Below are 19,389 nucleotides of genomic sequence, written 5' to 3'. Positions count from 1 at the left end.
CACCCCTGAACTATTTTACAATGACCGTGGAACCGACTTTCACCCTCTCGTAGAGATCGATGACGTCGGCATTGCTCATGCGAAAACAGCCCGATGACGCGAAACCGCCGACCGTCGACTGCTCGTTCGTTCCATGAATGCGATAGAGCGTGTCGGTCCGGTCCTTGTAGAGATAGATCCCGCGAGCGCCCAATGGATTGAGCGGGCCGGCAGGCACCAGGTCCGGAAGTCCGGCTGAGCGCGCCTTCATCTCGGCAGGCGGGCGCCAGTCAGGCCACTCAGCCTTGCGTCCAATCTTGACGGTACCGCTCCAGCGAAATCCATCTCGTCCAACACCGATTTTGTAGCGGATCGCGCGTCCTTCAGAGATGACGAGATCCAGCGTGCGGTTGGCGGTGACGATGACGATTGTCCCAGCCACGTAGTTCTTTTCGATCGCCACCACGGCACTTGTCGTCGGCCCAAGGCTGCGTGGTACAAGCCCGGTTGCAGCGGCATCCCCGGCAGCGGCCAGAATTGCCAAAACCACAAGGCTGACATCGGCGGCGCGGGACCTTATGCGCCCACTGGCGACCGCCTTCATCGCACCAGTGCTCCGAGTTTGCCGACCGCGGTGCAGAAGCGCGCCCGGGAATTCACTTGAAATGGCAGCACGCCGCGGTTGGCCGCCTCGCTCAAGGTATCCCAGTCATCCCCAATGACATGCGTCGGGATATCCTTGAAAATCTTCTCCGTTTGTTGTCGGCGCACGCCGAGGCCGAAGAGCTTGGCGCGGTATTTGTTGATGACGATGAATATCTGATCAGAACTGCCTCGCAGCCGTACCAGATTGGCAAACAAATCCTTGGCTTGAGAGAGCGCGGGAACCGTCATCTCAGTGACGATGCAGATGCTGTTGACCGAAGTGAGCACATCGTATTTCCACGGCGTGTCATAATAGGGAACGTCGATGATCGTGTGGTCGCTCTCGAAGGCGGCTACGTCGAGCATACGCAGCACAAGTTCACCGCCCTTCGGCGCCAGAAGGACGGATGGCTGCTTGAAGGACAGCAGTGAAAAGCCCCCCGAATGACGCTTTCTGACCAGATCGATGAATTCCAGATCGACCCGGGAAGGATTGGCAATGACGGGTTTCAGGTCGTAGTCGTTGACAAGGTTGAGATAGTGGCCAAGCGTCCCGGCGCAAAAATCCGTGTCGAACAAGTCTACCCGCGGTGTGGAATTCTTGGTCGGCTGGGCCAGCACATGCGCGAGCGATGAGGCGATCATGCTGGCGCCGGCACCACCGACGGCTGAGACCACGGCATGCACCCGGCTGTCGCTGGCCCCGGTGCCTGGCGCATGGGTGGAAATCATGTCGATCAGTGCGCGGCGCTCGAGCGGCTTCTTCAGCCAGTCATTGCCGTTCAGGCGGAAGAGCAGCCGCAGCATGTCGTCCGGCAGATCTTCGGAAACGACGATGAGGGGGATATCCCGGTAGCTGGTGCGAAACGCGAAGACCTCCGGACGCTGCAGCAATTCGCCCCTGTCGACGTCGAGAACGATGAGGTCGAACTGCGTCGGATCGAACTTGCCCTTTTCACCAAGCGCCTTCAGTGCCAGATGGCGGACATCGTAACGCGAAAGCGACCCGAACGTATCGAGCATGAAGCTCGCTGCAGCCGCGTCGTCGGAGAGAACCAGGATCTTGGTGGATGCGGCAATGTTCATGTGAGCTGTCATTTCGCTTTCCTACGCGTAACAAAGGGGGTCAGCAGGTTGAGCAGGTCTTCAGATCTTCCGTCGTGATCGTCACCGGATGGGCCGGGATGGTGATGTCGTTCAGTCCCAACAGTCCGCCGAGGATCGGCAGATCGAAGGTGATGTCGCGCACCTCCAGCCGCATCGTCAGCACGGGCCCGTCCGGCCGCCCCCAATAGCCGAGCCCAGATCGCTGATAGGTGACCATCAGGTTCTGCGGCTGGATGCGCCAGTTGAGATCGCAAATGCCGGGGTAAGGATCAGTTCCTGCTTGGCAGAGGCCGTCGCTTCCCCGAACAATCCGATTCAACGCCGCCGTGCAGTTGGCAAGAGCCGGTCCGCAGGTCGAGGATATCGTGGCATCGTTCGGCGCCGCTTTGCCGTTGTTGAGCGGATCGGCAGCGTCGATCGGGAAAACGGCATCGAAATTCGTTGTCAGCGGATCGGATACCGTCGCCAAACGGGCACCATATTGCAGTGCCTTGACCGTCTGGTTCCACTGCGACATGGCATAGCCGAATTCGATGAAGGCGGCGAATACCAGCATGACGATCGGAAAGGTCAGCAGGGCTTCTACAAGGCTAGCACCGCTGCTATCCTGCCAGAATGTCTTGATTGCCCTAGAGATCACCATCCGATGTATCTCTCTTCATGCGAGGAACTGATCGTGATGGCATCGATTCCCAGAAAGCCGAACACCGGCGAGCTCTTGTAGAGATGCGCAGTGGAAATGGTGATGTTTCCATCCGCATCGGGGGCCGTGATGGTGATGTCGGAAGGGTCCTTCCAGTCGGGGACGCGGGGTTCAGCGTTTGCCGCGGGTGTTTGCGTTCCGTAAAAGGCAATCGTCTTCGCCGTTGCCTGATTACATGTCGGCGCATAGGTTCCCGACGCGGGTCGGCAGCGCGAGAGGTAACGCCCGGCATCGCGCAAGCCTGCGTCGATCTGCATGCGCTGCCAGAAGATGCTGCCAAACTCCAGTATCCCTGCCGCAAAGAGCGTCACAAAGGGGATCGCGAGCAGCGCTTCGGCAAGCACTGCGCCTTCCTCCCGCCGCCAGAAGCCGAGGCACAGCCGTTGCAGGATAAAATTGCGGAGCGCCATCATCTGACCAGTTCCGATTCTTCCCGGAGGAATTCGTCGAGCGTGCCGCGGCCACCCTTGCCCGAGATGTCGATCACCTCGAGCGAAAGATAGCGCTCGCTACCGGCCTTGATCGCCGGTTTGGTCATGAACATGCGCGCAAAGGCAACCGCCTGCGTCTGCTTCTGACCATTCAGATGGCCGACCGATGCCTCGTAGCCGCAATTGACGATTGCGGCGAAAATCTCTCGGCGATCGCCGTACTCGCTCCCCGTGTAGTTCGAGAGGGCAGGGCCCGAATAGCACTGACCGCCGCCCGTCGTCGGCGTACCGACCTCGCCGTTCGCAGAGGCATGGTTGAGTAGCGCCGCGGTATTGAGCTCGTAACGATAGACATCATAGGCAGAGGGCCGACTCGGAGTTCCGGTGGCCCCCGGGGGATAGCTGGAATAGTTGCCGAGGATCGCGCTGACCGACGGCGCCGTGCCTCCCTGGGCGACACTCCAGTAGTTTGCGTAGTTCCAATTGTTGCCGGTGCTGACCTTGCCGCCGCCGAGGGGACTCATCGTTGCGCCGTAACCCAAAGGCACCGCCTTGGTGACATCGCCGACCGTGCTGCCGACCATTGCCGGGTCGTAGCCTTTGCAGCCGTTCTGCCCTGTTTGCTCTTGCGCGGAGCGGACGTTCTGGGCCGGGCGATAGCGGCTGTCCCCGCGCGAGTCCTTGAACGACCCCTCATAAATGCCGAAGCGCGTATTGACGCCAGCTTCCACGGGTCCGGCCATGGCACCCGTCTTGGTATCGAGGCTGTCCTGGGTATAACAGGCCCCCGGATTGCCGGTCGCCAGAGCCTCTGCCATCACGTTCGCGCCATTGCCCAGCGGTGTCCGCAGGAATCCGAAATTGCCAGGCCCGGGATTGGCGGAGGACGTGCTGTGCATTTCGATCTGCCGGCCGTAGAGATTGCCAGCCGCGAAGTTGGTGTGGAGATCCGTCGCCGCCTGTTGGCTGGCGGCCTCGCTCGTATTGCCCGCCGGCTCGTAGGGATTGCAGATGAAGATCGGGGTCACGTCGCAGGCGCTGGCGTGATATACCGCCACGGCGTCGGCAGCGATGTTGACCGTATCCCGATTGAAGCCAACCGGCATCGGAAAGATCGTCTGCATCGCCTGCGGCTTGGCGATGACCCAGGCATAGGAAGCTTCGCTGGCCACTGTCGTCTCCATTGAAGACGGGATGGGCGTATCGTCATTGGCCGGGATGTCCTTCAGAAAAAGCACTGTGACCGTGCTCCCGGCATCGTTTCCGGCGTCATAGGTCACTGATATATGCGAGCCGAGCGACATGCCGGTTCCGCCCGCGGAGAAAGCCGCGCTATTGGAGATTTTCTCGATCGCGGTCTGCGCCCGGGTAATGGCATCATCGCGACCATCGAGTTCACGGGCGCCGGCCAGCGCCATCGCATCGACGGCGTTCTGGAGATCGGTATGCAGGTTGCTGCTGCGGCCGACATCGATGATCAGCAGCGAAAAGCCGAGAAGCATTGGCATGGCGATGAGCGTCAAGGCGATGACATAGCCACGATGATCGTTCCAGAACCGTCTGACAATCCTGCTCAGCATTGGCACACCCCCATCACGGCGCTATCCGCCGTGACGACCCCGTTTCGTGCATTTTCCCCTTCGGCGCGCTGCCGCCGTTCATGCCTTTCGCCAGCTACTTGCTGACGGTCGCCCCGTTGGACGCCCCATTAGCCCCCATGGCTGGCGACGGCTGAACAACGCCAACCCCGCCGTTCTGATACTGAGTGACCACCCTGCGGATCAGCTTGCCGTCGCTTGCGATTCGGGTTCGCTGGGCTTCCGGCGGGAACGGGTCCTCGATATGGATGGCCTTGTTTGCTTCCACGGCATTGCCGACCCCGAAGGTGATCGAGTCGCGATTGTTCATGTAATCGGCGCAGCCGGAAGCGAGGCCGGCGACTGCAAGGACGAGAAGAACCCGCTTAGCGTTTTGTAACAACGACTTTGCCTCCCTGATTCAGGTCGAGACGATGACCATAAGGCCCAGTCACACCTACGCCATTGCGAAAGCGTCGGAGCATGTCCTTGTCGACTTCCATGACACCGAGCGCAAAAAGCTCGACGTCGTTGGACGAACGCGTCTGATCGAGCGGACTGTAGAGATCCTCTCCCGGGCGGGCCGGTCGCACAATGTGCGGGGTGACGACGATAACGAGGTCGGATTCCTTCTTCTGGAAACTCGTCGAACGGAACAGTGCGCCGAGGATCGGTATCTGCCCGAGGCCCGGCATTTGCTGGATGTCCTTGGCATTGATCGACTGCAGCAGGCCCGCCATGGCAAAGCTCTGGCCGTCGCGAAGCGCGACCGTGGTGCTGGCAGCGCGCGAGATGAAACCCGGATTGCCGTTGACATTGATCGACGGATCAAGCTCGGAAACTTCAGGCTCGATCTCCAGATTGATGACGCCGTCGTCAAGCACGACCGGCTTGAAGGTCAGCCGCACACCGAAGGGGCGATAGTCCGTCTCGGTGGCGACTGTGGTGCCGTTATTCGTGGTCTTCAGGATCGGTACTTCACCGCCGGCGTGAAAACTGGCCGTCGAGCCGCTCATGGCGATGAGATTCGGCTGAGCCAGGCGACGCACCAATCCCTTCTGCTCGAGCGCGTTGATGACCACGTCGATGTGGCCGCCCGAGATTTCCAGCACCTTGGCGATCAACTGGCCGAAGGGCAGCATACCTGTTGCCGCACCCTTGGGGTCAAGAAGAGTACGGGATAGGCCACCGTCATCATTCACGGCGATACCCTGGCTGGTCGTTGCCTTGCCGATGCGGTTGTTGTTGCCCTGCCCGGACCACCCGATCCCGAGGTCGCGACCCGTCTGGCGCGAGGCTTCGATGATACGGACCTCCAGCATCACCTGCTGGCTGTCACTGACGCGCAACTGGTTCAGCACCGGTTGATCGGAATAGGACTGGGCTATTTCCAGCACCCGCTGCAATTCGATCCCGTCCCGGACCACGCCTACCAGGCGAATGCGATCGTTGGAGTTGACCACTCTGACCCGAGCCGAAGGCGCGGCAGAACGTATGGCGGAGGCGACTTCGCTGAAATCGCTGGCGACGCGGATGTCGATGACGCCGAGAAGCGACTTGTCGTCGCCATAGACCGAGATATTGGTGGCGCCGTTTTTTTTGCCGCGGATGAACAGCGACCGGTCGGAAAGCGGCACCACGTCGATCATATCGGCGTTGCCGATGACCAGATCGCCAAACGGCTGGCCGGTATTGAGCGTCAGCGTCTCGTTCGGAGGCAAGGTCACATGCTGGACCGATTTGCCGAGCGTGACGGACTTTTCCTGTGCACTGGTGGAGCCCGCAAATCCAGGCCCTAAACACACACAGGCCGAAAACACTGCCGCTAGTGCCGCAAGGCTTTTCGTCCTTGCGATGCTTCTCTTGCCATTCGCCATGCCTGCTTTAGCCCCCTCATTCGGCTCGCCGCACTTGCGGCTGCCGCCTAAATATCACTGGACCAGGCCGACTCGGTGCTCCTCGCGCTTGGTCGTATTCCAGACGCCCACTGTCGCCCACTTCGGCTCGACCGGCAACACCGGCTCGACCTTTTGTTCCACAATCTGCACTTGTTTTTCCGGTTCTGGCAACTTATTCTTTTCCAAATCCTTGCCGAGCTCCGTCGCCATCGCCCCGCCACCGAGGTCGGCGACGGTGATCGGTCGGGTTTGCTCGACAGAGGAGGAGGCGATATTGCGAAGCGCCAGCGAGAGCGTGCCGATGCTGGAGCCGAGAGTGAGGCGCTGGGCCTCATCGGTCGTGACCTCGAAGGTCACGGTTTTGACGACGGATGGCTCGTCCTTGCGCTCGTCTGCCGTCTGGTCCACCGCCAGCACTTTGACGCCTTGCAGAAGCACGTCGACGAAGGTCTGATCGTTGCCTGCCGGCCCGCGCACGACCCGCGTCAGAAGCACGTCGACGCGATCGGAGGGCCTTACGAAGCCGGCCACGCCGAGCACGTCGTTGACACGGATGGAGACCGCCTTCATGCCCTGGTCGAGCGCCGCCGACAGCGTGGCGCGTTCGCCCGCACCGGTGATTTTCGAGGACAGTACCGGCTCGCCAGGGTCGATCGCCGCCATGGCATAACGCGGCTGAGCATCGTTGCCGACGACCGCCTCGATGCTGACGAACGAGCCTGCGGGTGTTTCATTGGAGGGCCACGGAATGGCCCTGAGATTTTCGGATCGGATCCGGTCGCCGAAGCGCATTGGCTTGGCGGCGACGACGAGTGTCCGTTCCTCGGCCTTCATGCCGTTCATCGCCAGCAGCCGGGCCTTCTGATCGGACAGATACTCGCGCATACCGAAAACTGCTGCTGCCGCGAGCACAAACGCAATGACGAGGCTTAAAATCGTTGAAGAACGCATCACGGTTACTCACTACACTGAACGGAATACATCCATTCGTTGATGCTAATTTAGAAGAGAGGGGTTAACAAAACCCCTCTCTTCTGCTCAAAAGCGCTGCTCAGGAAGCAGCTGAGATGCATCAACCCGCAGCAGCCGGCGCATCCAGGTCTTGTCCTTGGAACCAAGTGGCCCACGATCCCCATGCCGTGTTGAGTTCATCGCCGATCAGGACAACGGATGCAACAACTCCGCCGACCAACAAACCAAGCAGAATGAGGTATTCCGTCAGTGCGACGCCATCTTCTTCCCGCGCGAAAGCGCGTACGCTGTTTACAAATGCTTTCATCGAGAATTACCTCCCAGGTAAGTTGTGCGCCGTAAATCCCCCGGCCACCTTGTCGTCGAGACCGCCTCTTCGACTGGGATTATTAATAGTCTGTTAATTCTAATTTAGTCAATTGTTTTATACCCGCACGAATTGAGATTTATACTTATGGTTAAGACGAAAGCCCAGGGTCATGTCGTAACAACAGGCTGATTTCGGCGAAGTTGAGTGAAAATCGAAGTTACATGGTAGCTAATCATAGCCCAAAAGGTTGATTCCTATGTTGCAAATGGCCGTTTTTATTAACTCACTATCAGTATTACTTTTTCTCTATGCCGCCTGGACCGATTTCCGCACCTGGAAGATACCCAACACGATCGTGCTTGCGCTCGTGACACTTTATGCACTGCGCGCGGTGGCAGTGATGCTTGGCTCCGAGGATGTCGGCGCTGCGCTGTTTGCTTCGAGCGGAATTGGCGGCGACGTCGGGGCCGGTCTGCTGATGTTTATGCTTGGCGTGGTGCTGTGGGTGTTCCGGCTGTTTGGCGCAGGAGACGCCAAGCTTTTCCTGCCGATCGGCCTTTTTGTCGGATGGCACGGAATGCTGCCGTTTTCGTTTTTGCTCCTCGTCCTCGGCATCGTGACGCTGCTGGTCCTGCGGCTGCCGGTGCCGCTGCGCGTCGCACATCTCGCCTTTTTCATGCGCATCGAGGAAATCCGGGCGAGCCGGAAGATACCTTACGGCGTCCTCATGGTCTTCGCCGCACTCCTCACGTTGGCTCTGCCGATCATCCAACTGCAGCTACGGTGACCTGGCATTGACAGAGCTTCCTCCCCGCGCAGTGCCAAAGCGCCGCAATCACGACCGGAACCCTGTTCGGGGGGCTTCAAGAATAGGCCGATAAATCTCCTCCGGAACTTCGGATGCTCTATAAGCACCGTGTAATATTCGGCAAAGTCCTGTATAGTCTTTAGCGCGCGCAATACATGTTGGGAGCTAAGACATGGAGCGCAGATTATCTGCAATCCTGGCGGCCGACGTGGTCGGATATTCCGCACTGATGGAGCAGGACGAAGAGGGCACCTTTGACCGGCTCCGAGCGCGCCGCACCGAGCTTTTTGAGCCCGAGATTGCGGCGCATCATGGGCGTGTCTTCAAGCTTATGGGCGATGGCCTTCTGGCAGAGTTCGGAAGCGTGGTCGACGCTGTCGAATGTGCCGTGTCTCTCCAGCGCGGAATGGCAGAGCGCAACGCTTCTGTAGCAGAGGAAGAGAGGTTCAACGTCCGCATCGGCATCAACATCGGCGAAGTGATCGTGGATGGCGATGACCGTTATGGCGAAGGCGTGAACGTCGCGGCCAGGCTGGAGCAACTCGCGCTTCCGGGCGGAATCTGTATTTCAGGTAAGGTGGCGAAGGAGGTCGAGAAAAAGCTCGCATTTCGTTTCGACTCCGCGGGGCGGCAGAAGGTTAAGAACATCGAAGAGCCTATCGACGTCTATCACGTGCGCATCGACGCCTCGTCCCGCCGACGCGTTCTGCAAAAGCGCGGAATCCGCCGACTGTGGTGGGCACTCGGCGTCCCGGCAGCCGTCGTGGCCCTACTGGCCGTCTGGTTGGCGCTGTATTATCCGGGGGCGGTGACCTCGCCTGTAGTCTCCAATACAATCCCATCTGTCGCCGTGCTTCCCTTCAAGGATCTGAGCGTCGACAAGACGCTGGGGTACTTGGGAGAAGGGGTGGCAAACGACGTCATCGCCATCCTCTCTCGCTTTTCTGACATCGCCGTGGTCTCGCGAACCTCGTCGTTTGCGTATCAGGACAAGGAAGGCGACATTCGCGAGATCGGCAGGGAGTTGGGCGTTGGCTATGTCGTCGAGGGCAGCGTGCGCAAGGAGGGCGAGAGGGTGCGCATTGTGGCGCAGCTCGTCAACGCCAAGACTGGGGACCATGTCTGGGCAGACCGGTTCGACAAGTCCGGAACCGACCCGTGGGCGCTTCAGGATGAGTTGACCGGCAAGATCGTGGGGGCGATGACCGGTGAATTCGGAGCCATTCGCAAAGCGGATTACAGTCAGGCTTGGGGGAAAGACAGCACCAACCTCGCGGAATACGACTACTACCTCCGCGCCGAAAGCCAATTGAACCTTTACACGAAGGAAGGTCTCGAGCGATCAGGGGAGATTTCACGACAGGGGCTGCAGGTGTTCCCAGGCTCCCCATTGCTGACCGTGGAGCTGGGGTGGTCTCACTGGTTAAAAGTCGCGTTGCTCCACAGTGCTAACCCGCAGCAAGATATTCAGGAGGCGGAGCGGCTAGTCAACCAAGTTCTCGCAGACAAGAACCTGAGCCCGCAGGTAACACGGCTGGCAAACTGGCTCAACGCTTGGCTCCTGACGCTCAAGCGGGATCATGATGGGGCTGTTGTGGCAATGAACAAGGCCATCGCGGCGGCACCATATAATGCTTTCACGCTCACGGATGCCGCAAGTATTTTCTTGCAGGCCGGTCAGACGGAAAAAGCGCTTGAGTTGACCGACGTGGCCGCCGCACGGGACCCGGCATTATCCTGGTTTGTCAACTACGTGCGAGGCTTTATCTTTATCGTCCTTGGCAAAAACGAAGACGCTGTTGAGGTTCTGAAAACCACGGAATTCGCCGACGCTCCATTGCAGCTGGCCGTCGCCTATATGCGTCTCGGACGCCAAGCGGACGCTCGAGCTGCCGTCGAGAAGATGCTTAAGTCAGCGCCAGGGGCGACGATCCAGTCGTGGCGGCAAACCTGGAACTTCAGAGATCCTAAGATTCTCGATCAAGCCGCTGCAGACTTGGCGCGCGCCGGACTACCAGGAAGTCCGACTCAATAGCCCACGAAATGGCCTTCAGCCTCCGACGCCCCTACATTTCGGCTGCGCGATCGTGGAAGACCCGGATCGGCGTGATGGCAGGCGGTCAGCAGTCCGGGGATTGCCGTCCTGTTCGTCAAGGCCGGCTCCTGTTCCGCGCAGATCGACGTTGCTTTCCAGCAGCGCGTTCGAAACCGGCATCCGCTCGGCGGATCGACTGGGCTTGGCAGGTCGCCTTTCAGAACGATGCGGCTACGTTGTCCGCGAAGCCGCGGATCCGGTGTCGGGACCGCCGACATCAGGGCCTGGGTGTAGGGATGGGCCGGCGCGCTGAAGATCGAGTGTTTCGGTCCTGTTTCAATGATTTTGCCGAGATACATGACCATCACCCGGTCCGAGACATGCCGCACGACGGCAAGATCATGGGCGACGAACAGCATCGCCAGATTGCGCTCGCGCCTCAGCCTGGCGAGCAGATTGACGACCTGCGCCTGGACCGAGACGTCGAGGGCCGAGACCGGCTCGTCGCAGACGAGGAGCGTCGGATCAAGCGTCAGGGCGCGCGCAATGCCGAGCCGCTGACGCTGGCCTCCGGAGAATTCAGAGGGATAGCGCTCCGCATGTTCGGCGCGCAATCCGACGGATTCGAGCAGCTTGACCGTCTCTTCCCGCCACCGAGATTTGGGCAGGACGCCGGGGTGCAGCGCCCAAGGTTCGGCAATCAACCGGTCGACCCGCAGGCGCGGATTGAGCGACTGGTAAGGGTCCTGGAAGACGACCTGCATCTTTCGGCGCAGATCATGCAACTGGCGGCCGCTCGCCTCGGTGATCTCGACGCCGTCGAGCAGGACGCTGCCGCTCGTTGCCGGCCCGAGCTTCAGGAGCGTGCGTACCAGCGAGGTCTTGCCGCATCCGCTTTCGCCGACGAGGCCGACCGTTTCGCCCCGGGCGATGGCGAAGCTGACGTCATCGACGGCGCGCACCGCCGTTGCGCCACTGCCGAAGTGCCGGGAGAGATTTTGCACTTTGAGAAGAGGCTCGCTCATGCTGGCGCTACCGGGAAGTGGCAGGCAGCCTGGCGACCTGGACCGACGGTTTCAAGACGAGGCGCCAGCTCGGCGCAGACGCCATCGGCGCGCGGACAGCGTGTCCTGAAGGCACAGCCGGACGGCAGCGCGACAGGATTGGGGGCCGAGCCGGGGATCGGGATCAGTTCGTCCTCGTCGGTGTCTATGCGCGGCTGCGAGGCAAGCAGCCCGACGCTGTAAGGATGCCGGGCATCCTCGAAGAGTTCGAAAACACTTGCGGTTTCGACGATGCGGCCGGCATACATGACCGCGACACGGTCTGCGAGCTCGGCCACCACGCCGAGATCATGGGTGATGAAGATCATGCCGGCATTGCTGCGGCCGCGGATCGTGCGGAGCAGCTCGACGACCTGCGCCTGGATCGTAACGTCGAGCGCCGTCGTCGGCTCGTCGGCAATGATGATATCCGGTTCGAGCGCCACGGCCATGGCGATCATGATGCGCTGGCGCATGCCGCCCGAAAACTCGTGCGGATATTGCCTGGCGCGCCGTTCGGGGTCGGGAATGCCGATCGCCGTCAGCAGGTCGATCACCGCATTTTTCACACCGCCTTCCGGCTTGCGCCCATGGATGCGGAACATCTCGGCGATCTGCCAGCCGACCGGATAGACCGGATTGAGCGACGCCAGCGCGTCCTGAAAGATCAGGGCGATCCGGTCGCCGCAGAGATCACGCCGCGCGTTCCGCGGAAGCTGCAGCAACTCGGTACCCTCGAAGCGGATGGAGCCGCGGTCGATCGCGCCAGGCGGCTTGGGAACGAGGTCCATGATGGCCGCGGCGGTCACCGATTTTCCCGAGCCGCTTTCTCCCAGGAGCGCCAGAACCTCGCCGCGCTCAAGCGAGAAGGAGACGCCGTTGAGGGCGAGGATGCGGCCGGCAGCCGTGTCGAAGCTGACCTGAAGGTCCTTGACGTCGAGAAGGGCCATCAGCGCCTCCGGCTCATAAGCCGCCAGTGCTGCGACGGATCGTTGACGATCCGGAACCAGTTGGCGAGAAGGTTGAAGGACATGGTGGTGAACATGACGGCGAGGCCGGGGAAGAAGCTGAGCCACCAGGCGGAGGACAGGTAGCCCTGGCCCTGCGCGACCATCAGCCCCCAGCTGACCGAAGGCGGCTGAATGCCAAGTCCGAGATAGCTGAGCCCGGATTCGAACAGCATGACCATGGCAAGATTGACGGAGGCGAGCGTCAGCATTGTCGGCGCGACGCTCGGGAGAATGTGCGTGCGCAGGATCCAGCCTGGTCCACCGCCGAAGACGCGCGCCGCATCGACGAAAAGCCTCTCCCGGACCTCCAGCGTTTCGGCTCTTGCAACGCGGATATAGGCCGGCATGCGGGTCACGGCGAGCACGATCACGAGGTTGCTGACGCTCGGGCCGAACAGATAGAGGCCGAACAAGGCCACCAGCAGCGTCGGGAAGCCGAGGATAATGTCGCAGATCCGCATGATGAGGCTGCCGACGAAGCCGCCGAAATAGCCGGCGACGACGCCGAGCAGCGTCCCGCCGGCCAGGCTCGTCAATACCGTAACGAGAGCGATCCCAATCGTCGTCGATGCCGCCTCGATGAGACGGACGAGGAGAGGGCGCCCGAGCGCGTCGGCGCCCAGCCATAAGGTCCAGGACTGCCCGAAGCTGAACGGCGGCAGGTTGCGTGCCTTGAGCGAGATGCGGTTCTCACCGAGGAGCGAAAGGCTGTCGGCGGCAATGGCAAGAACGACAATCAGCAGCCAGATGGTTGCCGCCACCGCCATCGGGTCACCCGAAAGCGCCCGCGTGAGCCAGAGGATGCGCCGGCCGCGGCGCTCTCGGGCGGGGAGGAACTCGGCGGATGTGTCGGTCATTCGACCCTCACGCGCGGATCGATCGAGGCATAGAGCATGTCGATCAGGATGTTGATGAAGAAGATGACGACGGCGACGGCAAAGATCGATGCCTGAACGATCGCGAAATCGCGTTTCAGGATGCCGTCGATCAGAAGTTTGCCGATACCGGGAAAGCCGAAGACCACTTCGACGACGCCGCCGCCGCCGGCGAACTGCGCGGCGAGATCGCCGGTCACTGTGACCGCCGGAAGGAGCGCGTTGCGAAGCGCGTGCACGAAGGTGACGCGTCCATCACGGGCACCCTTGGCGCGGGCCGTGCGGACGAATGTTGCATTCAGCGCTGCGATCATCGAGCCGCGGATGATCTGCACCAGCGTTCCGAAAGGTCGGGCAAACAGGCAGGCGACCGGCAAAACCCAGTAGACGGGACCGCCGAAGCCCGACGTCGGCAGAATTCGGAAGGTGACCGCAAACAGAAGCACGCCCATCAGGCCGAGCCAGAAATCGGGTACGCTGGCGGCAGCCTGCGACAGGAGATTGACGCCCCGGTCGACCCAGCCCCCGGCATTCACCGCCGCAATCGAGCCGACGACGATCGCGGCGGCAAAGGCGAGCGCCAAGGCGATGGCGCCGAGCGCCAATGTATTCGGCAACGCTTCCAGCACCACCTCCATGGCTGGGCGATGGTGCCAGAGGGACATCCCGAAATCGAGGCTGAGCATATCCCAGGCCCAATCGAAGAACTGGGCGAGAAGCGAGCGATCGAGCCCAAGGCGGGCCCGCATGGCTTCGCGCGCCGCATCCGAGGCGTCGACAGGCAGGTAGAGATTGACGGGATCACCCGTCAGCCGCACGAGGAAGAAAGCGGACGTCATCAACGCCGCAAGCGCCAGCGCCGCGAAGGCTGCACGTCTCAGGAAATAGGTGAGGGACATCCGCTCTCCTCAGGCGACAGAGGTTACGATCAGCGATAACTGATCGACTTCAGCTTGATCTCGTTGCCGGCCTGCACATCGGGGGTGTAGTTCACGTCCTTTGCGACGCGGGCAATCGAGACCATATGGAAGAGCGGCGCGATATTGACCACATCGACGGCGATGTATCGGAATGCTTCCTGGAACAGCGTCTTGCGCTCGTCGCCGGTTGCCTTCGAACCATCGGCGATCAGTTTGTCGAGCTTGGGGTCTGCGATTGTCGCCTGATTGCCGTCGGTGGTAAAGCGGTTGGGCAGAGTGAACACGGCGTCTCCCTCGGCATTGTCGATCTGCGTCTGCAGGATGGACGGCTGACGATCCTTGTCCCACGGCTTCAGAAGCCGTTTCAGCCACGGGCTGGTCTCGAGCATTTCAAGCCGCGCATTGAAACCGGCATCCGCCAGCATCGCCTGAACGGCCTCCAGGCTTTCGGAGGAGTTGGGATAGATGCCGATGCGACCGTAGATGACAATCTCCTTATCGACCGGCACGCCATCGGCCTTGGCAGCAGCAAGCAGCGACTTCGCCTTTTCCGGATCATAGGTCCAGACGGGAATGTCGGGATTGAAGCCGAACACGGAAGGCGGCACGACCTGCATCGCCTTCTGGGCGTCCCCATGGAAAATGGTTCCGACGAGGCCGTCCCGGTCGATGGCGAGATTGAGCGCTTCGCGCACGCGTTTGTCATTCAGTGGCGGGACCTGGGCATCGATCCTCAACAGTGACGTTTCAGCGTTCGGAAAGGCCTGGTCCTGTTCGGTCGTGCCGTCCTGCGGCGCGATCTCATAGGCGATCTGCGCTTCGCCGGTCTCCACCATTGCCGCACGAACGGCGGATTCGGCACGCCAGATGATCGTCGCGTTTTTGACCGCCGGCTTATCGCCCCAATAGCCGTCATAGGCCGTGAGCGTGACGGACTGGCCTGGCGTCCATGCTTCCAGCTTGTAAGGCCCCGTTCCGGCCGGGCTGCGCGTCTTGCCGTCGTTCGGGGTCGCCGGTGAACCGATGTCGACGGCAGACATCTTGTTCGGCAGGATCGGTTCGACGACGTCGGTTTTGATGAGGACGGTCGTCGGATCGGCGGCCTGTGCGTTGAGCTTGACGCCCTTCAAGGTGGCCAGTCCGACTTCGCACGCCAGTGCCGGATCTTGAGCCCGCTTGACGGCGGCGACGACTGCGTTGGAATCGAACGGCTTGCCGTCATGAAACGTCACGCCCTCGCGCAGCTTGAACTCCCAGGTCAGCTCATCGACCTGTCGCCAGCCGGTGGCCAGGCTTGGAACGACCGATCCGTCCTGCGGGCTGAGGTTGACCAGCGCCTCAGTGATATTGTTGTGCAGGATGCGGGAGTTTCCCGAAAGGTCGGTGTCGCAGGGATCCAGCGACTTCGGTTCGTCGGTCACCACAACCGTCAGCTTGTCCTCGGCAGCGTAGGCGGGCATTGCGACGCTCGCCGCCAAGGAGATTGCCAGCCCGATGCAAATTGCGTGGATAGTCCTTATCGCCATGAAAGCCTCCTCCCGTTCCCAGCCGCGCGCCGGCATCCAGTTCGCGGCAGCCGTTTTCGGCTGCGCAGGATCTCTTCGGCGCTCTATCGGCTTTACTTCCTCCCGCAAGCGCGTAGTGTCAAATACGACACTTGCGGTGGACAAGATGGTTGTCAACGCCGGGCAAGTCAAGAAGATTAATTCTCTAATGGAATATGAATTTCATGAATGAACCGAAGCATGGTTCTCCCGTAGTGGAAAAGACGGCGCATCTGCTTGAGGCGGTGGCCGATGCGAAAACGGGCATTTCCCTTGGGGCTCTGGTCGATCAGCTGCATGTGCCCCGCTCGACGGTCTACCGCATTCTGAATTCGCTCACTGCGCATGGCCTGGTCGCGCGGGTCAATGGCGGAGCCTCCTACGAACTGGGGCCGAAATTCGTCGAGCTTGCCCGGCGGATATCGCCCGGTGCCGATCGGGTGACGCTCATCGAGGCGGCAAGGCCAATTCTTGCGGCGGCGGCGGAGCGGATAATGGAATCCTTCAAGCTGGCCGTGCCCGAGGGGTATGAAATGATGACGATATTTGCCGCTTCGAGTCCCGGCGACTATGCTTTGTTTATCAAGGTCGGCGCGCGCTCGCGTAAGCACGTCGGAGCGGCGGGCAAGCTTACTCTGGCCTATTCGGACTACGGTGAAGCCGAAGCCTACTGCGCCGGCGGGCTGGAGGCCAAGACGCCCTACACGATCACTGATCCGGAGGCGCTGAAAGAGGCGCTCGTGGAAATTCGCCGCAACGGATACGCTGAGGACAATCAGGAATCCAACCTCGGCTTGCGCGCCTTCGCCGCGCCGGTATTCGATGATCAAGGTCGTCTGATCGCCACCGTCAGCGTCCCGTTCATTGGAGAGGCAACACCGGATCGGGCTCGGTCGATCCGGCGCGAGGTCCTGGAGGCGGCTGCTACGCTGACGAAAACCATCAATGGGCTCCATCCGTTGTCCAAATAAGAAACTATAAATCCACTATTGAACAATTGCTTTGATATGGTAGATCTTTCGCCGAACAAGGGGAGGGATCTCATGACCGCTTTGGACCCATCGGTTTATGCCAAACTTTTGCAGACGAATTCGGCGAGTCTCAGCAGTTTGCTGCTGAAGCGGGGGCTGAGGAACACCGCTGTTCGCGGCGTGCGGCCGCTCGCGGCCACCGAAAAACCGATGATCGGTCCGGCCGTCACCGTCCGTTATATTCCGGCCCGCGAGGATATCGACGGTTCGACCTATAGTTCCGATCCGTCCAACCAGCAGCGCAAGGCGATCGACACGATACCGGAGGACCACGTGCTCGTGTTCGACTGCCGCTCGATCGCCGACATCGCCGGCATTGGCGCGGTACTGGCTCGTCGCCTTGTCTATCGCGGCTGCGCCGGTCTCGTGCTCGACGGAGGTGTTCGCGACACCGCCGATATCGCCCAGCTCGGCCTTCCCACCTATTGCCTGGGTCCTGCGGCGCCCGCCAATCTGGTTGCCCATCACGCATCGGATATGAACCAGCCGATTGCCTGCGGCGGCGTTGCGGTCTACCCGGACGACATCGTTTTCGGAGACAGCGAGGCCGTCATCATCATTCCTCGGGAATATGTAGGCGAGATCGCCGACGAGGCCGTCGCGATGGAGGAGCAGGAGGAGTTCCTGAAGCAGGAGATCGAATCCGGCAAGCCAACACTCGGCGTCTACCCGCCCAACAAAGAAACGCTCGAGCGGTTTGCGGCGTGGCGCAAAGCCCGTGTTCAAGCCGTCTGAGGCGCGGCTTATGTTTTCTGGAGGTCATTGGCGTCAGCCGCGCACATCCGGCCCGTCGTGAGGCCGTCCTCGATGCGGCGATGAAGGCTTGGGGTCGTGCCGCTTATTTGAACGCGTGTATGTCGCCGGCCGTCTGTCTTGACGCGGGCCAGCCCTCGTTGCTGCGGGAAATATCTGCGTCCCCGACAGAAATGATATTTTTGCGCAACTGACACAAGACGTTCATTTGAACATTGTATCTGTGCATTCGAGCGGCTGACGGCGAATGCCGGCCATGCCGATCACGCTCTGACGCTGAGAAGCCGTTCCGCGCTCGGTGTGCGAGCACTCGATATGTTCATTTGAACATTCCGTTATTGCAATGTGAAACTCCGCTGCTACCATTGCCGCGCGTCTGGAGCGGGAGGCTGCGGACCGAGAGAAAGTGGGAGTGACCATGAATAAGATCGCTTTTTTCCTGACCGCAGGACTGACCGGCCTGTCGTTGTCTGCGCCAGCAATGGCCGCCACGAAGATCCAGTGGTGGCATGCAATGGGCGGCGAGAACGGCGCGAAGCTGGAGCAAATCGCCAAGGGGTTCAACGCGTCTCAGTCCGATTATGAAATCGTTCCGGTTTTCAAGGGCAATTACGATGAGACGCTGACGGGCGCCATCGCTGCCTTCCGGGCCAACCAGCAGCCCGCCATCGTCCAGGTTTATGAAGTCGGCACCGGCACGATGATGGCGGCCCAGGGCGCCATTTATCCCGTGTACCAGTTGATGAAGGATGAAGGCGAACCTTGGGATCAAAACAAGTTCATTGCGCCGGTTGTGGGCTACTATTCGGACACCAGCGGCAATGTCTTGTCTCTGCCTTTCAACTCCTCCACGCCGATCCTGTATTACAACAAGGACGTATTCAAGAAAGCCGGGCTTGATCCGGAGACGCCGCCGAAAACCTGGGCCGACGTGGAAGCCTTCTCGCGCACGATCATGAAGTCCGGCGCTGCCAAATGCGGGTTTACAAGCGGCTGGATCTCGTGGGTGCAAACCGAAAATCTCAACGCCCTGCATGACAAGCCTTACTCCACCAAGGCAAACGGCTTCGGCGGCCTGGACGCGGAATTTACCTTCAACAACGATCTGACGATCCGCCACTGGGGGAACCTGAAGAAGTGGCAGGATGAAGGCCTCTTCAAATTCGGCGGACCTGTGGGCGGCGATAATGCCCCTCCGATGTTCTATTCGCAGGAATGCGCGATGTATATGAACTCGTCGGCCGGCCGTGCCGGCGTCATCAACAATGCCAAAAATTTCAAGGTCGGCTTCGCCCCGCTTCCCTATTATGACGACGTCATCGCGCAGCCGCTCAATTCGATCATCGGCGGCGCCACGCTTTGGACGCTGAAGGGTCGTCCGGAGGAAGAATATAAGGGTGTCGCAAAGTTCTACACCTATCTGCAGAAGCCGGAAGTTCAGGCCGACTGGCATCAGTTCTCAGGCTATCTGCCGATCACCGAGGCTGCCTACAAGCTGAGCCAGGAGCAGGGATTTTATGAAAAGAATCCTGGCGCAGATGTCGGCATCAAGCAGTTGACGCGGGTCACGCCGACCGAAAATTCCAAGGGTATCCGCTTCGGCAATTACGTCCAGGTTCGCGGCATCATCGATGATGAATTCGCGGCACTGATGGGCGGCAAGAAGACCGCGAAGGAAGCGCTTGATTCCGTTGTCGCGCGCGGCAACGAGCAGCTTCGCGATTTCCAATCCGCCAACTAAGGGCTCC

At 60.6% G+C, this 19,389-nt stretch carries 20 protein-coding genes; 6 read left to right on the top strand and 14 right to left on the bottom strand.

Annotation, left to right across the window (positions count from 1 at the left end):
- Positions 1-10: 10 nt before the first annotated feature.
- The 9 genes from CO655_RS13765 to CO655_RS13725 form a co-directional block, all read right to left on the bottom strand.
- Positions 11-583 (bottom strand): L,D-transpeptidase, encoded by a 573-nt coding sequence (locus CO655_RS13765; protein ID WP_097665073.1) that lies wholly within the window; start codon positions 581-583, stop codon positions 11-13.
- Complete coding sequence (locus CO655_RS13760; protein ID WP_097665071.1) at positions 580-1,722, bottom strand: response regulator/pilus assembly protein; 1,143 nt, start codon at positions 1,720-1,722, stop codon at positions 580-582. The genes CO655_RS13765 and CO655_RS13760 overlap by 4 nt, the downstream gene beginning before the upstream one ends.
- Before the next feature lie 28 nt (positions 1,723-1,750).
- Entirely contained in the window at positions 1,751-2,374 is a 624-nt protein-coding gene (locus tag CO655_RS13755; protein ID WP_097665069.1) for a TadE/TadG family type IV pilus assembly protein, read from the bottom strand.
- Positions 2,368-2,847 (bottom strand): TadE/TadG family type IV pilus assembly protein, encoded by a 480-nt coding sequence (locus tag CO655_RS13750; RefSeq protein WP_097665068.1) that lies wholly within the window; start codon positions 2,845-2,847, stop codon positions 2,368-2,370. The genes CO655_RS13755 and CO655_RS13750 overlap by 7 nt, the downstream gene beginning before the upstream one ends.
- Positions 2,844-4,445: a TadE/TadG family type IV pilus assembly protein gene (locus CO655_RS13745; RefSeq protein ID WP_097665067.1), complete on the bottom strand. Its 1,602-nt coding sequence runs from the start codon at positions 4,443-4,445 to the stop codon at positions 2,844-2,846. Before CO655_RS13745 ends, CO655_RS13750 begins: the two co-directional genes overlap by 4 nt.
- 94 nt (positions 4,446-4,539) lie before the next feature.
- Positions 4,540-4,845, bottom strand: a complete 306-nt coding sequence (locus CO655_RS13740; RefSeq protein WP_097665066.1) for a hypothetical protein — start codon at positions 4,843-4,845, stop codon at positions 4,540-4,542.
- The gene (locus CO655_RS13735) at positions 4,829-6,319 is read right to left on the bottom strand and encodes a type II and III secretion system protein family protein (RefSeq protein WP_097665065.1); all 1,491 of its coding nucleotides are present in this window, start codon (positions 6,317-6,319) and stop codon (positions 4,829-4,831) included. The genes CO655_RS13740 and CO655_RS13735 overlap by 17 nt, the downstream gene beginning before the upstream one ends.
- 54 nt (positions 6,320-6,373) lie before the next feature.
- A complete protein-coding gene (gene cpaB / locus CO655_RS13730) occupies positions 6,374-7,291 on the bottom strand; it encodes a Flp pilus assembly protein CpaB (RefSeq protein ID WP_097665064.1) in 918 nt (305 codons plus the stop codon).
- 121 nt (positions 7,292-7,412) lie between these two features.
- Positions 7,413-7,619: a hypothetical protein gene (locus tag CO655_RS13725; RefSeq protein ID WP_097665063.1), complete on the bottom strand. Its 207-nt coding sequence runs from the start codon at positions 7,617-7,619 to the stop codon at positions 7,413-7,415.
- Positions 7,620-7,878: 259 nt separating this feature from the next.
- Here CO655_RS13725 and CO655_RS13720 point away from each other — a divergent pair, with 259 nt between their 5' ends.
- Both CO655_RS13720 and CO655_RS13715 read left to right on the top strand, forming a co-directional pair.
- On the top strand, positions 7,879-8,409 hold the full coding sequence (locus tag CO655_RS13720; RefSeq protein ID WP_097665062.1) for a prepilin peptidase: 531 nt from the start codon (positions 7,879-7,881) through the stop codon (positions 8,407-8,409).
- Positions 8,410-8,602: 193 nt separating this feature from the next.
- The gene (locus tag CO655_RS13715) at positions 8,603-10,465 is read left to right on the top strand and encodes an adenylate/guanylate cyclase domain-containing protein (RefSeq protein WP_097665061.1); all 1,863 of its coding nucleotides are present in this window, start codon (positions 8,603-8,605) and stop codon (positions 10,463-10,465) included.
- Here the strand turns inward: CO655_RS13715 and CO655_RS13710 are convergent.
- The 5 genes from CO655_RS13710 to CO655_RS13690 are packed head-to-tail and all read right to left on the bottom strand — an operon-like array spanning position 10,459 to position 15,839.
- The gene (locus tag CO655_RS13710) at positions 10,459-11,490 is read right to left on the bottom strand and encodes an oligopeptide/dipeptide ABC transporter ATP-binding protein (protein ID WP_097665060.1); all 1,032 of its coding nucleotides are present in this window, start codon (positions 11,488-11,490) and stop codon (positions 10,459-10,461) included. The two genes, CO655_RS13715 and CO655_RS13710, sit on opposite strands and share 7 nt — an antisense overlap.
- Positions 11,487-12,458, bottom strand: a complete 972-nt coding sequence (locus tag CO655_RS13705) for an ABC transporter ATP-binding protein (protein WP_097665059.1) — start codon at positions 12,456-12,458, stop codon at positions 11,487-11,489. Before CO655_RS13705 ends, CO655_RS13710 begins: the two co-directional genes overlap by 4 nt.
- Positions 12,458-13,375 (bottom strand): ABC transporter permease, encoded by a 918-nt coding sequence (locus CO655_RS13700; RefSeq protein WP_097665058.1) that lies wholly within the window; start codon positions 13,373-13,375, stop codon positions 12,458-12,460. Before CO655_RS13700 ends, CO655_RS13705 begins: the two co-directional genes overlap by 1 nt.
- Positions 13,372-14,292, bottom strand: coding sequence for an ABC transporter permease (locus CO655_RS13695; protein ID WP_097665056.1), 921 nt, complete (start codon positions 14,290-14,292; stop codon positions 13,372-13,374). Before CO655_RS13695 ends, CO655_RS13700 begins: the two co-directional genes overlap by 4 nt.
- Before the next feature lie 29 nt (positions 14,293-14,321).
- The gene (locus tag CO655_RS13690) at positions 14,322-15,839 is read right to left on the bottom strand and encodes an ABC transporter substrate-binding protein (RefSeq protein WP_097665109.1); all 1,518 of its coding nucleotides are present in this window, start codon (positions 15,837-15,839) and stop codon (positions 14,322-14,324) included.
- Here CO655_RS13690 and CO655_RS33385 point away from each other — a divergent pair.
- The 4 genes from CO655_RS33385 to ugpB all read left to right on the top strand — a co-directional run bounded on the left by CO655_RS33385 (position 15,838) and on the right by ugpB (position 19,382).
- On the top strand, positions 15,838-16,050 hold the full coding sequence (locus CO655_RS33385; protein ID WP_141514311.1) for a hypothetical protein: 213 nt from the start codon (positions 15,838-15,840) through the stop codon (positions 16,048-16,050). The two genes, CO655_RS13690 and CO655_RS33385, sit on opposite strands and share 2 nt — an antisense overlap.
- Positions 16,043-16,828: an IclR family transcriptional regulator gene (locus tag CO655_RS13685; protein WP_097665108.1), complete on the top strand. Its 786-nt coding sequence runs from the start codon at positions 16,043-16,045 to the stop codon at positions 16,826-16,828. The genes CO655_RS33385 and CO655_RS13685 overlap by 8 nt, the downstream gene beginning before the upstream one ends.
- 72 nt (positions 16,829-16,900) lie before the next feature.
- Complete coding sequence (locus CO655_RS13680; RefSeq protein WP_097665054.1) at positions 16,901-17,623, top strand: ribonuclease activity regulator RraA; 723 nt, start codon at positions 16,901-16,903, stop codon at positions 17,621-17,623.
- A 436-nt stretch (positions 17,624-18,059) separates the two neighbouring features.
- On the top strand, positions 18,060-19,382 hold the full coding sequence (gene ugpB / locus CO655_RS13675; RefSeq protein WP_097665052.1) for a sn-glycerol-3-phosphate ABC transporter substrate-binding protein UgpB: 1,323 nt from the start codon (positions 18,060-18,062) through the stop codon (positions 19,380-19,382).
- Positions 19,383-19,389: the final 7 nt, after the last annotated feature.

The organism is Rhizobium sp. M1 (assembly GCF_002531805.1).
Taxonomy (GTDB): domain Bacteria; phylum Pseudomonadota; class Alphaproteobacteria; order Rhizobiales; family Rhizobiaceae; genus Rhizobium; species Rhizobium etli_C.
Note: the sequence above shows the minus strand (reverse complement) of the source record. Positions and strands in the feature narration are given on the sequence as shown.